Source organism: Pseudomonas helmanticensis (genome assembly GCF_900182985.1).
Taxonomy (GTDB): Bacteria; Pseudomonadota; Gammaproteobacteria; order Pseudomonadales; family Pseudomonadaceae; genus Aquipseudomonas; species Aquipseudomonas helmanticensis.
The window spans coordinates 327,160-340,471 of record NZ_FXUY01000002.1; the positions used below are offsets into that span (position 1 = coordinate 327,160).

A 13,312-nucleotide genomic window follows, 5' to 3' on the forward strand; every position below is an offset into this window, starting at 1 on the left:
AAAGGCCGGTGGCAAGAGCCACCAGCCATCAGCCTGTCGCTTGACGCTCGGGCTGGAGGTGCAAAGTCGAAAGTTACTTAACTTCGACTTCAGCGCCTGCTTCTTCCAGCTTCTTCTTCGCGTCTTCAGCAGCTTCTTTCGAAACGCCTTCAGCGATAACCTGAGGAGCGGTGTCAACCTTCTCCTTGGCTTCTTTCAGACCCAGACCGGTCAGTTCACGTACAGCCTTGATCACGTTGACTTTCTTCTCGCCAGCGCCTTTCAGGATAACGTTGAACTCGGTTTGCTCTTCAACAACAGCGGCAGCAGCAGCTGGACCAGCAGAAGCAGCGGCAGCGGATACGCCGAACTTCTCTTCCATTGCCTTGATCAGCTCAACGATTTCCAGAACCGATTTTTCGCCGATTGCGTCGATGATTTGTTCGTTAGTCAGAGACATGACTTATTTCCTGAATTGGGGGATAGCCTGGAGGCCATCGAAATAAACAAAAATACGCGAGAGAGGAAACGCTCAGCCTTAGGCTGCAGCAGCTTCTTTCTGGTCGCGAAGTGCCGCCAGAGTACGAGCCAATTTGCTGGTAGCGCCTTGAATCACGCTCATCAGCTGAGAAATTGCTTCGTCACGGGTCGGCAGGCTTGCCAGAACGTCGATCTGATTAGCTGCGAGGAACTTGCCCTCGAACGCAGCTGCCTTGATCTCGAACTTGTCCTGACCTTTAGCGAACTCTTTGAACAGACGAGCAGCAGCACCCGGGTGTTCATTGGAGAATGCGATCAAGGTCGGGCCGGTGAACACGTCGTTGAGAACACTGTATTCAGTGTCAGCAACAGCGCGCTTGAGCAGGGTGTTACGTACAACACGTACGTAAACGCCAGCTTCACGAGCCTCTTTACGGAGTCCGGTCATTGCGCCTACTGTTACGCCACGTGCATCAACCACGACAGCGGACAGAGCGACTTTGGCAGCCTCGTTGACTTCAGCGACGATGGCCTTCTTGTCTTCGAGATTAATTGCCACGGGTTTAACTCCTGCTTGTTACCGTTTCATTCGATCGAAACCGAATGTCGTTTTGGTGTCTGATTCGGTAAGGAACCGGGAGCACCATCTGCGTAGGCTGGTGGTTTAAGACTTGCGTCGCCTACGGTCTTGGATAGCCCCCGCCAGGCAGGGACCCCAATATTTCAACTGGCGCGAATAATCGCGCCAATTTTTGTCTTACGCGTCCAGCGAGCTCTGGTCGATAACCAGACCTGGGCCCATGGTGGTGCTCAGGGTAACGCGCTTGACGTAGATACCTTTCGAGGAAGCTGGCTTGATACGCTTCAGATCAGCGATCAGGGCTTCAACGTTTTCCTTCAGCTTGACGGCGTCGAAGCCCATCTTGCCAACGGAAGTGTGAATGATGCCGTTTTTGTCGGTGCGATAACGAACCTGACCAGCTTTAGCGTTCTTGACCGCAGTAGCTACGTCTGGAGTTACGGTACCAACCTTAGGGTTAGGCATCAGACCACGTGGGCCGAGGATCTGGCCCAGCTGACCTACAACGCGCATGGCATCCGGGGATGCGATCACTACGTCATAGTTCAGGTCGCCGCCTTTCATTTCGGCAGCCAGGTCGTCCATACCTACACGGTCAGCGCCGGCAGCCAGAGCGGCCTCGGCAGCTGGACCCTGGGTGAATACAGCAACGCGAACAGTCTTGCCAGTGCCGTGCGGCAGCACAGTAGCGCTACGAACAACCTGGTCGGATTTACGCGGGTCTACACCCAGGTTTACAGCAACGTCAAACGACTCGCTGAACTTGACAGTCGACAGCTCGGCCAGCAGGGCAGCGGCGTCTACAATGTTGTAGGCCTTGCCTGCTTCGATTTTGCCGGCGATAGCCTTTTGACGCTTGGTCAGCTTAGCCATTACACACCCTCCACGTTAAGGCCCATGCTACGAGCAGAACCGGCGATAGTACGCACGGCTGCATCCATATCAGCTGCAGTCAGATCCGCGTTTTTGGTTTTCGCGATTTCTTCCAGCTGAGCACGGGTAACAGTGCCGACCTTAACGGTGTTCGGACGAGCGGAACCGCTGGTCAGACCGGCCGCTTTCTTCAGCAGAACCGAAGCAGGGGTGGATTTGGTTTCAAAAGTGAAGCTACGGTCGCTGTAGACAGTGATGATCACTGGAGTCGGCAGACCTGCTTCAAGACCCTGAGTACGGGCGTTGAAAGCCTTGCAGAATTCCATGATGTTCACGCCGTGCTGACCCAGAGCAGGACCAACAGGTGGGCTTGGGTTAGCCTGAGCGGCCTTCACTTGCAGCTTGATGTAAGCGGTAATTTTCTTGGCCATGAGGCACTCCAATTACGGGTTCGAACGCCTCGAAAGGCTCCCCGGTTACTTGCGCGTTTATCCCAGTGACGACAAAACCCCACAGCCTAGGGCTGCGGGGTTGGGATGCTTGTCCAGTTAGACCTTTTCGACCTGACTGAACTCCAACTCTACCGGGGTAGAGCGACCGAAAATGAGCACTGCCACTTGGATCCGGCTCTTTTCGTAGTTAACTTCTTCAACGACGCCATTGAAATCAGCAAATGGACCATCATTGACTCGCACCGTTTCACCTGGCTCGAAGAGCGTCTTCGGCTTAGGCTTGTCGCTACCATCAGCAACACGACGCAGAATTGCTTCCGCCTCTTTATCGGTGATTGGTGCCGGCTTATCAGCAGTACCGCCAATAAAACCCATCACCCGAGGTGTATCCTTGACCAAGTGCCAAGTACCCTCATTCATATCCATCTGAACCAGCACATAGCCTGGAAAGAACTTTCGTTCGCTTTTGCGCTTCTGGCCATTACGCATTTCAACCACTTCTTCAGTGGGAACCAGAATCTCGCCGAAGCCATCTTCCATGCCAGCCAGCTTTACGCGCTCGACGAGCGAGCGCATTACATGCTTCTCGTAACCCGAGTAAGCATGCACAACATACCAACGCTTAGCCACGGGACACCCTTAGCCGACAATCAAGGAAACAAGCCAGCCGAGCAGGGAATCAAGCCCCCACAACAGCAACGCCATAACCAGAACAACAGCCACCACAATAAGGGTGGTCTGCGTGGTTTCTTGGCGAGTTGGCCACACGACTTTACGAATTTCGGTGCGAGCTTCCTTAACCAGTACAAAGAAAGACTTGCCCTTCGCTGTCTGCAGGCCTACAAAGGCAGCTACAGCAGCAATGGCAAGCAATGCGAGTACGCGGTACAGGATCGGCGAAGCAGAGTAATACTGATTGCCAACAACGCCAACAACCACCAAAGCGACTACTACAAGCCACTTGAGCAGATCGAAGCGAGAGCCTTGAGCTTCAGCTTTAGGAGTCATCTATGAAGATCCTGTGAAAAGAAAGCCAGACACACCAAGTGAATCTGGCAGGTCAGGAGGGAATCGAACCCCCAACCTACGGTTTTGGAGACCGTCGCTCTGCCAATTGAGCTACTGACCTAAAACAAAATCAGGCCGACCATTATGCCGGCCCGAAAAAGACATTACAACAACTTACTCGATGATTTTGGCCACGACACCAGCGCCGACGGTACGACCGCCTTCACGGATAGCGAAACGCAGACCGTCTTCCATCGCGATGGTTTTGATCAGGGTAACAGTCATCTGAATGTTGTCACCTGGCATCACCATTTCAACGCCTTCTGGCAGCTCGCAGTTACCAGTCACATCAGTAGTACGGAAGTAGAACTGTGGACGGTAGCCTTTGAAGAACGGAGTGTGACGACCGCCTTCTTCCTTGCTCAGAACGTAAACTTCTGCAGTGAACTTCGTGTGCGGCTTAACCGAACCCGGCTTAACCAGAACCTGACCACGCTCAACGTCGTCACGCTTGGTACCACGCAGCAGAACGCCGCAGTTCTCGCCAGCACGACCTTCGTCGAGCAGCTTGCGGAACATTTCAACACCGGTGCAAGTAGTAACGGTGGTGTCACGCAGACCAACGATTTCCAGCGGATCTTGAACGCGAACGATACCGCGCTCGATACGACCGGTCACAACAGTACCGCGACCCGAAATCGAGAATACGTCTTCGATTGGCATCAGGAACGGCTTGTCGGTGACACGAACTGGTTCTGGGATGTAGCTGTCCAGAGTCTCAACCAGCTTCTTGACGGCAGTGGTGCCCATCTCGTTGTCGTCTTTGCCTTCCAGAGCCATACGAGCCGAACCGATGATGATTGGAGTATCATCGCCCGGGAAGTCGTAGGTGGACAGCAGGTCGCGAACTTCCATCTCGACCAGTTCCAGCAGTTCAGCGTCGTCTACCAGGTCAGCCTTGTTCAGGAAAACCACGATGTACGGAACGCCAACCTGACGGGACAGCAGGATGTGCTCACGGGTTTGCGGCATCGGACCATCAGCGGCCGAACAAACCAGAATAGCGCCGTCCATTTGAGCAGCACCGGTGATCATGTTCTTCACATAGTCAGCGTGACCTGGGCAGTCAACGTGAGCGTAGTGACGAATTTTCGAGTTGTACTCAACGTGCGCGGTGTTGATGGTGATACCGCGAGCTTTCTCTTCTGGGGCGCTGTCGATCTTGTCGAAGTCAACGATTGCCGAACCGAAAACTTCGGAGCAAACGCGAGTCAGAGCAGCAGTCAAAGTGGTTTTACCGTGGTCAACGTGACCAATGGTCCCAACGTTGACGTGCGGCAGGGAACGATCAAATTTTTCCTTAGCCATCGATATCACCCTTAACAGAAGAATTGAGCAAACAACATTAGCCATTAAAACAAAGGCAGATATTTTCATATCTGCCTTGTTATATGGAGCTCTTGAGCGGATTTGAACCGCTGACCTCACCCTTACCAAGGGTGTGCTCTACCAACTGAGCTACAAGAGCGAAACACTTTGCACAACCTGCAAACTTGGAGCGGGTAGCGGGAATCGAACCCGCATCATCAGCTTGGAAGGCTGAGGTTCTACCACTAAACTATACCCGCGGAGCTTGCAGCTCACGCTTAAATCTGGTGGAGGGAGAAGGATTCGAACCTTCGAAGTCGTAGACGTCAGATTTACAGTCTGATCCCTTTGGCCGCTCGGGAACCCCTCCTAATCAGGCCGGCATTCTATACTATGCCAAACCCCTGTCAAGCATTTTCTCATTTAAAAACCTGAGGTTAGCTGCGTTGACATCACCTCACGTTGAAAACCTGTTTGGGTCTTCGCTGTGGAGCGGGCGCCATTCTATGCAAACTATTCGACAGGCGCAACCCCCTCACACAGCATTATTTTATGTTTTAACTCATTGAATTCCTTGGAAAGGTTCTGCAGTTGCACATCCCCTAACAAACGCTGGCTCTCAGGTGCAACAGACAGCCAATAACCGGCTCCTGGAGCATCCTTCGACGACGGCTGTACATTAACGCCCATTTCAGCCAAACGCTGCTGCAGCGCCGAAATCGACTCCTGTCGAGAGAAACCGCCCAGAAAGAGACACTCCTGACGCCGCACGCCCTGCTTCTCCCTAACGTCACCAGTCGTCTCGCTCAGCAAGCGAATATCCTGCTGCGACCCCCGATACAAACTAAGAGGCGTCACGTCCTTTGCCCGCAACGGCGCCTCCTGCTGATGCCAGACATAATAAAAAACATTGAGAACCAGAAGCAGGAGGAACAACCAACGCATACAAACCTCAGGTCAAAGGACACGCCATAGCCAACCCCACAAACACCAGGTCGGGAACGATTCTGGCCTCGGGAGCAACACCTGCAACCAAATCGGCGTCACCACCGGTTATAAAGACAGCGAAGTCAGCCCCCCAATAGGAGCGCGCCATTTCCAGCTGCGTCAGTACGAACCCACGCAACATCAATGAACACCCACGCTCTACCGCCTCAACGGTAGTCCGCCCTGGTGCGTTGCTGGACAGCGCCCGCTCGGCAGCCAAATCCCCATAACGAATCTTTCTGGTATGAGTACGCAACTGGTTACGCATCAACGGCATTCCAGGACAAATAAAGCCACCCAGATGCTCGCCATCAGCCGCGATGAAATCTGCGGTTACCGCCGTACCGAAATCGAGTACCAGGCAGGCCCCTCCTGAAGCGAGGTGAAACCCGCCCAGCATCGCCAGCCATCGATCAAGCCCAAGGCGCTCGTAGTCTTCGTAACCATTTCTAACACCAGACATTTCACGAGCGGACTCCGCGCGAATCACCGAAATACCGAACTCCCGCTCGATAATGTCGATCAGCGCGCCGGTTTCTTCGCCAGTCCTCACACTGACCAAGCGACATTTGCCCAGGGAAAGCCGATCAATCGCTCGCAAACTCTCAAGCAGCGCCAAATCCGAGTCGACCACCCCTTCGGAGATCAGGCCGCCAACCGCGGCATTCAGCACACGCCATTTTATAAAGCTGTTCCCGCAGTCGAGCTCAAGAATCATCACGCAACCTCAGGCTCAGCTCACCACCACTAAATACTTTCTCCACGCCGTTCACCCTCAAGCGCAGAGCACCTTGATTGTCGATTCCGAGCACTACGCCATCTATATGGTTGGCACCAGCAATCAATGACACCGATCGCTCCTGCCACAAGTGATTCACTTCCCATTCCTCCCGGAGAACCGAAAATCCCCCCGCCTGATGACGCCGAATGTAGGCGTCCAGCTGCTTACTCAGCTCGGCCACCAAGGCATTTCGATCGCAGTTATTGCCAGACTCAAGTCGAATCGAGGTCCATTGCTGATCGACTTCATCAGCAGTCTGCATATTCACATTGATACCAATCCCCAGCACCACATGACAGACATCCGCCGGGTCGCCAATAAGCTCAAGCAGAATGCCGGCGATTTTTTTGTTACCCACCAAGACATCATTGGGCCACTTCAAACCGGCATTTACCACGCCAAAGCTCCGCAAAGTCTGCATCACAGCCAACCCTACAACAAGGCTGAGCCCTTCGAGCTGGCGCATTCCACCATCGATTCGAAGAACAAGGCTGTAATATAGATTTTCAGCAAACGGACTGACCCATTTACGACCTCTGCGGCCGCGCCCGGAAACTTGCCGCTCAGCGAGCACCAAAAACGGTGCTGAATTGCCTTGGCCAATAGAGCGCAATGCTTCGGCATTAGTCGAGTCGACCGAATCCAGAATGGTCACCGGCCAATTTGGTGCCATTGTCGATAGCTTTAGAGAGTCGAGCAGCATCAATGGCGATGCCAACTGATAACCCCGACCGCGGACTTTATGGATAGACAAGCCGAGTTCAGCCTCAAGATGCTGAAGCTGTTTCCATACTGCACTTCGACTTATTCCCAGGGCCTCGCCCAGATCCTGACCAGAATGGAAACGCCCATCCTTCAGAAGATTCAACAACGTCAGCATGCAGGTCTCGCCTCACAATGAGGCCGAATAATAGCCATGCCCCGAGCCGTTGCATAGAAATCAAGCAAGCGCTTTTCTTGCGGGCAAAACAAAACCCCAACTGCTTTCGCAATTGGGGTTTCGGAATTTAATCTTGACGATGACCTACTCTCACATGGGGAAACCCCACACTACCATCGGCGATGCATCGTTTCACTGCTGAGTTCGGGATGGGATCAGGTGGTTCCAACGCTCTATGGTCGTCAAGAAATTCGGGTACCGAATCGTGGCCAGATGGCCTCGCTTCAGCAAATTGGGTATGTGATAGCTTTCGGTGTTTGTGAACATCGAACTTTCGGTTCGTTTCGTCTTCACACACCGCAATCTGGTCTCTTTCGCTTTTCAGCTCGGAGCATGCAAATTGCTTGGGTGTTATATGGTCAAGCCTCACGGGCAATTAGTATTGGTTAGCTCAACACCTCACAGCGCTTACACACCCAACCTATCAACGTCGTAGTCTTCGACGGCCCTTCAGGGAACTCAAGGTTCCAGTGAGATCTCATCTTGAGGCAAGTTTCCCGCTTAGATGCTTTCAGCGGTTATCTTTCCCGAACATAGCTACCCGGCAATGCCACTGGCGTGACAACCGGAACACCAGAGGTTCGTCCACTCCGGTCCTCTCGTACTAGGAGCAGCCCCTCTCAAATCTCAAACGTCCACGGCAGATAGGGACCGAACTGTCTCACGACGTTCTAAACCCAGCTCGCGTACCACTTTAAATGGCGAACAGCCATACCCTTGGGACCGGCTTCAGCCCCAGGATGTGATGAGCCGACATCGAGGTGCCAAACACCGCCGTCGATATGAACTCTTGGGCGGTATCAGCCTGTTATCCCCGGAGTACCTTTTATCCGTTGAGCGATGGCCCTTCCATACAGAACCACCGGATCACTAAGACCTACTTTCGTACCTGCTCGACGTGTCTGTCTCGCAGTCAAGCGCGCTTTTGCCTTTATACTCTACGACCGATTTCCGACCGGTCTGAGCGCACCTTCGTACTCCTCCGTTACTCTTTAGGAGGAGACCGCCCCAGTCAAACTACCCACCATACACTGTCCTCGATCCGGATAACGGACCTGAGTTAGAACCTCAAAGTTGCCAGGGTGGTATTTCAAGGTTGGCTCCACGCGAACTGGCGTCCACGCTTCAAAGCCTCCCACCTATCCTACACAAGCAAATTCAAAGTCCAGTGCAAAGCTATAGTAAAGGTTCACGGGGTCTTTCCGTCTAGCCGCGGATACACTGCATCTTCACAGCGATTTCAATTTCACTGAGTCTCGGGTGGAGACAGCGCCGCCATCGTTACGCCATTCGTGCAGGTCGGAACTTACCCGACAAGGAATTTCGCTACCTTAGGACCGTTATAGTTACGGCCGCCGTTTACCGGGGCTTCGATCAAGAGCTTCGCGTTAGCTAACCCCATCAATTAACCTTCCGGCACCGGGCAGGCGTCACACCCTATACGTCCACTTTCGTGTTTGCAGAGTGCTGTGTTTTTAATAAACAGTCGCAGCGGCCTGGTATCTTCGACCGGCATGAGCTTACGGAGCAAGTCCTTCACCCTCACCGGCGCACCTTCTCCCGAAGTTACGGTGCCATTTTGCCTAGTTCCTTCACCCGAGTTCTCTCAAGCGCCTTGGTATTCTCTACCCAACCACCTGTGTCGGTTTGGGGTACGGTTCCTGGTTACCTGAAGCTTAGAAGCTTTTCTTGGAAGCATGGCATCAACCACTTCGTGTTCTAAAAGAACACTCGTCATCAGCTCTCGGCCTTAAGATCCCGGATTTACCTAAGATTCAGCCTACCACCTTAAACTTGGACAACCAACGCCAAGCTGGCCTAGCCTTCTCCGTCCCTCCATCGCAATAACCAGAAGTACAGGAATATTAACCTGTTTTCCATCGACTACGCTTTTCAGCCTCGCCTTAGGGACCGACTAACCCTGCGTCGATTAACGTTGCGCAGGAAACCTTGGTCTTTCGGCGTGGGTGTTTTTCACACCCATTGTCGTTACTCATGTCAGCATTCGCACTTCTGATACCTCCAGCAAGCTTCTCAACTCACCTTCACAGGCTTACAGAACGCTCCTCTACCGCATCACCCGAAGTGATACCCGTAGCTTCGGTGTATGGTTTGAGCCCCGTTACATCTTCCGCGCAGGCCGACTCGACTAGTGAGCTATTACGCTTTCTTTAAAGGGTGGCTGCTTCTAAGCCAACCTCCTAGCTGTCTAAGCCTTCCCACATCGTTTCCCACTTAACCATAACTTTGGGACCTTAGCTGACGGTCTGGGTTGTTTCCCTTTTCACGACGGACGTTAGCACCCGCCGTGTGTCTCCCATGCTCGGCACTTGTAGGTATTCGGAGTTTGCATCGGTTTGGTAAGTCGGGATGACCCCCTAGCCGAAACAGTGCTCTACCCCCTACAGTGATACATGAGGCGCTACCTAAATAGCTTTCGAGGAGAACCAGCTATCTCCGAGCTTGATTAGCCTTTCACTCCGATCCACAGGTCATCCGCTAACTTTTCAACGGTAGTCGGTTCGGTCCTCCAGTTAGTGTTACCCAACCTTCAACCTGCCCATGGATAGATCGCCCGGTTTCGGGTCTATTCCCAGCGACTAGACGCCCTATTAAGACTCGCTTTCGCTACGCCTCCCCTATTCGGTTAAGCTCGCCACTGAAAATAAGTCGCTGACCCATTATACAAAAGGTACGCAGTCACCCAACAAAGTGGGCTCCCACTGCTTGTACGCATACGGTTTCAGGATCTATTTCACTCCCCTCTCCGGGGTTCTTTTCGCCTTTCCCTCACGGTACTAGTTCACTATCGGTCAGTCAGTAGTATTTAGCCTTGGAGGATGGTCCCCCCATATTCAGACAAAGTTTCTCGTGCTCCGTCCTACTCGATTTCATGACTAAGAGATTTTCGCGTACAGGGCTATCACCCACTATGGCCGCACTTTCCAGAGCGTTCCGCTAATCTCAAAGCCACTTAAGGGCTAGTCCCCGTTCGCTCGCCACTACTAAGGGAATCTCGGTTGATTTCTTTTCCTCAGGGTACTTAGATGTTTCAGTTCCCCTGGTTCGCCTCTTGCACCTATGTATTCAGTACAAGATAACCATCTTATGATGGCTGGGTTCCCCCATTCAGACATCTCCGGATCAAAGTCTGTTTGCCGACTCCCCGAAGCTTTTCGCAGGCTACCACGTCTTTCATCGCCTCTGACTGCCAAGGCATCCACCGTATGCGCTTCTTCACTTGACCATATAACCCCAAGCAATCTGGTTATACTGTGAAGACGACATTCGCCGAAAATTCGAATTTCTCAATTAAGAGAACTCACAAATTTTACCTTAGCCTGATCCGTTACCAGTGAAAGTAACGTTCAGTCTATCTTTCTATCACATACCCAAATTTTTAAAGAACGATCTAATCAAAAGACTAGAAATCAATATTCTCAAGGGAATACTCATTTCTAAACTTTCAGAAGCAGTTATATGGTGGAGCCAAACGGGATCGAACCGTTGACCTCCTGCGTGCAAGGCAGGCGCTCTCCCAGCTGAGCTATGGCCCCATAACAAAATTGGTGGGTCTGGGCAGATTCGAACTGCCGACCTCACCCTTATCAGGGGTGCGCTCTAACCAACTGAGCTACAGACCCAATTTCGAGCGCGTAACTGTTAGCTTGGAGCTATCAGCTTGGAGCTTAAAGCTGCTTCTATCGTCTTCTTCAATGAATCAAGCAATTCGTGTGGGAACTTATGGAGCAGCTGATGTCGTCGATTAAGGAGGTGATCCAGCCGCAGGTTCCCCTACGGCTACCTTGTTACGACTTCACCCCAGTCATGAATCACACCGTGGTAACCGTCCTCCCGAAGGTTAGACTAGCTACTTCTGGTGCAACCCACTCCCATGGTGTGACGGGCGGTGTGTACAAGGCCCGGGAACGTATTCACCGTGACATTCTGATTCACGATTACTAGCGATTCCGACTTCACGCAGTCGAGTTGCAGACTGCGATCCGGACTACGATCGGTTTTATGGGATTAGCTCCACCTCGCGGCTTGGCAACCCTTTGTACCGACCATTGTAGCACGTGTGTAGCCCAGGCCGTAAGGGCCATGATGACTTGACGTCATCCCCACCTTCCTCCGGTTTGTCACCGGCAGTCTCCTTAGAGTGCCCACCATTACGTGCTGGTAACTAAGGACAAGGGTTGCGCTCGTTACGGGACTTAACCCAACATCTCACGACACGAGCTGACGACAGCCATGCAGCACCTGTCTCAATGTTCCCGAAGGCACCAATCCATCTCTGGAAAGTTCATTGGATGTCAAGGCCTGGTAAGGTTCTTCGCGTTGCTTCGAATTAAACCACATGCTCCACCGCTTGTGCGGGCCCCCGTCAATTCATTTGAGTTTTAACCTTGCGGCCGTACTCCCCAGGCGGTCAACTTAATGCGTTAGCTGCGCCACTAAGAGCTCAAGGCTCCCAACGGCTAGTTGACATCGTTTACGGCGTGGACTACCAGGGTATCTAATCCTGTTTGCTCCCCACGCTTTCGCACCTCAGTGTCAGTATCAGTCCAGGTGGTCGCCTTCGCCACTGGTGTTCCTTCCTATATCTACGCATTTCACCGCTACACAGGAAATTCCACCACCCTCTACCATACTCTAGCTCGACAGTTTTGAATGCAGTTCCCAGGTTGAGCCCGGGGATTTCACATCCAACTTAACGAACCACCTACGCGCGCTTTACGCCCAGTAATTCCGATTAACGCTTGCACCCTCTGTATTACCGCGGCTGCTGGCACAGAGTTAGCCGGTGCTTATTCTGTCGGTAACGTCAAAACAGCAACGTATTAAGTTACTGCCCTTCCTCCCAACTTAAAGTGCTTTACAATCCGAAGACCTTCTTCACACACGCGGCATGGCTGGATCAGGCTTTCGCCCATTGTCCAATATTCCCCACTGCTGCCTCCCGTAGGAGTCTGGACCGTGTCTCAGTTCCAGTGTGACTGATCATCCTCTCAGACCAGTTACGGATCGTCGCCTTGGTGAGCCATTACCTCACCAACTAGCTAATCCGACCTAGGCTCATCTGATAGCGCAAGGCCCGAAGGTCCCCTGCTTTCTCCCGTAGGACGTATGCGGTATTAGCGTTCCTTTCGAAACGTTGTCCCCCACTACCAGGCAGATTCCTAGGCATTACTCACCCGTCCGCCGCTGAATCCAGGAGCAAGCTCCTCTCATCCGCTCGACTTGCATGTGTTAGGCCTGCCGCCAGCGTTCAATCTGAGCCATGATCAAACTCTTCAGTTCAAACATCTTTGGGTTTTTAAGAAACCCTAAACTTGGCTCAGCAATCGTTGGTTACATCTTTGATTTCTCGCGGAGTAACTTGTGATGCTGATAATCTTGTTGACTATCAGTCTGACTCCACAAGCACCCACACGAATTGCTTGATTCAGTTGTTAAAGAGCGGTTGGTTAAGATCTTTCGTCTCAACCGAGGCGCGCATTCTACAGCAGCCTCATTTGCTGTCAAGTGATTATTTTCAGAAGTTTTCGAAGAATTCTTCAACAACTTCAACCACTTGCGCTTCCGATCTCTCGTTAGCGGGAGGCGAATTCTACAGCGTTACACGCTGCTGTCAACACCTCTTTTTCTCCGCTTTCGACCGAGAAGATCGAAACGTTAAAAGAGCCAAACATCATCACTCTTTCAACTCCTTCCAGGCTTCGATGATCTGAAGCAAGTCGCTGTCGAAAACCGCATAACTCATTGAATCTCAAGGAGTTTTCCGTTTCGACTGCGCCGGAAGTGGGGCGAATTATAGACGTCCAGAATTTGCCGTCAACCGTTAATTACACTTTTCTATC

The 13,312-nt window shown here is 52.3% G+C and carries 10 protein-coding genes, 6 tRNA genes and 3 rRNA genes; all 19 read right to left on the reverse strand.

Going from position 1 to position 13,312, the window contains the following annotated elements:
• Window positions 1-73 precede the first annotated feature (73 nt).
• The gene (gene rplL / locus QOL84_RS24185; RefSeq protein ID WP_053124318.1) at window positions 74-439 is read right to left on the reverse strand and encodes a 50S ribosomal protein L7/L12; all 366 of its coding nucleotides are present in this window, start codon (window positions 437-439) and stop codon (window positions 74-76) included.
• A 78-nt stretch (window positions 440-517) separates the two neighbouring features.
• Entirely contained in the window at window positions 518-1,018 is a 501-nt protein-coding gene (gene rplJ / locus QOL84_RS24190; protein ID WP_007916479.1) for a 50S ribosomal protein L10, read from the reverse strand.
• Window positions 1,019-1,216: 198 nt separating this feature from the next.
• Window positions 1,217-1,912 carry a 50S ribosomal protein L1 gene (gene rplA, locus QOL84_RS24195; protein WP_007916481.1) on the reverse strand — a complete coding sequence of 232 codons (696 nt, stop codon included), beginning with the start codon at window positions 1,910-1,912 and terminating at the stop codon, window positions 1,217-1,219.
• Window positions 1,912-2,343 carry a 50S ribosomal protein L11 gene (gene rplK / locus QOL84_RS24200; protein WP_003228756.1) on the reverse strand — a complete coding sequence of 144 codons (432 nt, stop codon included), beginning with the start codon at window positions 2,341-2,343 and terminating at the stop codon, window positions 1,912-1,914. Before rplK ends, rplA begins: the two co-directional genes overlap by 1 nt.
• A 117-nt stretch (window positions 2,344-2,460) precedes the next feature.
• Entirely contained in the window at window positions 2,461-2,994 is a 534-nt protein-coding gene (gene nusG / locus QOL84_RS24205) for a transcription termination/antitermination protein NusG (protein ID WP_007916492.1), read from the reverse strand.
• Window positions 2,995-3,003: 9 nt separating this feature from the next.
• Entirely contained in the window at window positions 3,004-3,372 is a 369-nt protein-coding gene (gene secE, locus QOL84_RS24210; protein ID WP_009045851.1) for a preprotein translocase subunit SecE, read from the reverse strand.
• Between the two features lie 45 nt (window positions 3,373-3,417).
• A tRNA-Trp gene (locus tag QOL84_RS24215) sits at window positions 3,418-3,493 on the reverse strand.
• A 53-nt stretch (window positions 3,494-3,546) separates the two neighbouring features.
• Window positions 3,547-4,740 carry an elongation factor Tu gene (gene tuf / locus QOL84_RS24220; protein WP_053124324.1) on the reverse strand — a complete coding sequence of 398 codons (1,194 nt, stop codon included), beginning with the start codon at window positions 4,738-4,740 and terminating at the stop codon, window positions 3,547-3,549.
• Window positions 4,741-4,824: 84 nt separating this feature from the next.
• Window positions 4,825-4,900 (reverse strand) — tRNA-Thr (locus tag QOL84_RS24225).
• Between the two features lie 26 nt (window positions 4,901-4,926).
• Window positions 4,927-5,000 (reverse strand) — tRNA-Gly (locus tag QOL84_RS24230).
• Window positions 5,001-5,025: 25 nt separating this feature from the next.
• Window positions 5,026-5,110: transfer RNA gene (locus tag QOL84_RS24235), tRNA-Tyr, on the reverse strand.
• Window positions 5,111-5,253: 143 nt separating this feature from the next.
• Complete coding sequence (locus tag QOL84_RS24240) at window positions 5,254-5,685, reverse strand: hypothetical protein (RefSeq protein ID WP_283438604.1); 432 nt, start codon at window positions 5,683-5,685, stop codon at window positions 5,254-5,256.
• Between the two features lie 7 nt (window positions 5,686-5,692).
• Window positions 5,693-6,445 (reverse strand): pantothenate kinase, encoded by a 753-nt coding sequence (locus tag QOL84_RS24245; protein WP_283438603.1) that lies wholly within the window; start codon window positions 6,443-6,445, stop codon window positions 5,693-5,695.
• A complete protein-coding gene (gene birA, locus QOL84_RS24250; RefSeq protein WP_283438843.1) occupies window positions 6,435-7,388 on the reverse strand; it encodes a bifunctional biotin--[acetyl-CoA-carboxylase] ligase/biotin operon repressor BirA in 954 nt (317 codons plus the stop codon). The genes QOL84_RS24245 and birA overlap by 11 nt, the downstream gene beginning before the upstream one ends.
• A gap of 131 nt (window positions 7,389-7,519) precedes the next feature.
• Window positions 7,520-7,635, reverse strand: a 5S ribosomal RNA gene (gene rrf / locus QOL84_RS24255).
• Window positions 7,636-7,803: 168 nt separating this feature from the next.
• Window positions 7,804-10,695: ribosomal RNA gene (locus tag QOL84_RS24260) — 23S ribosomal RNA — on the reverse strand.
• A 234-nt stretch (window positions 10,696-10,929) separates the two neighbouring features.
• Window positions 10,930-11,005, reverse strand: a tRNA-Ala gene (locus QOL84_RS24265).
• A gap of 10 nt (window positions 11,006-11,015) precedes the next feature.
• Window positions 11,016-11,092, reverse strand: a tRNA-Ile gene (locus QOL84_RS24270).
• 123 nt (window positions 11,093-11,215) lie between these two features.
• A 16S ribosomal RNA gene (locus QOL84_RS24275) occupies window positions 11,216-12,752 on the reverse strand.
• Together the 16S, 23S and 5S rRNA genes with 2 tRNA genes alongside form the textbook arrangement of a ribosomal RNA operon.
• Between the last annotated feature and the right edge of the window lie 560 nt (window positions 12,753-13,312).

Coding starts and splice junctions, on each gene's coding strand:
- QOL84_RS24245 (WP_283438603.1), bottom strand. CDS start 6,445: ATGATTCTTGAGCTCGACTGCGGGAACAGCTTTATAAAATGGCGTGTG.
- rplL (WP_053124318.1), bottom strand. CDS start 439: ATGTCTCTGACTAACGAACAAATCATCGACGCAATCGGCGAAAAATCG.
- secE (WP_009045851.1), bottom strand. CDS start 3,372: ATGACTCCTAAAGCTGAAGCTCAAGGCTCTCGCTTCGATCTGCTCAAG.
- rplA (WP_007916481.1), bottom strand. CDS start 1,912: ATGGCTAAGCTGACCAAGCGTCAAAAGGCTATCGCCGGCAAAATCGAA.
- QOL84_RS24240 (WP_283438604.1), bottom strand. CDS start 5,685: ATGCGTTGGTTGTTCCTCCTGCTTCTGGTTCTCAATGTTTTTTATTAT.
- rplK (WP_003228756.1), bottom strand. CDS start 2,343: ATGGCCAAGAAAATTACCGCTTACATCAAGCTGCAAGTGAAGGCCGCT.
- tuf (WP_053124324.1), bottom strand. CDS start 4,740: ATGGCTAAGGAAAAATTTGATCGTTCCCTGCCGCACGTCAACGTTGGG.
- birA (WP_283438843.1), bottom strand. CDS start 7,388: ATGCTGACGTTGTTGAATCTTCTGAAGGATGGGCGTTTCCATTCTGGT.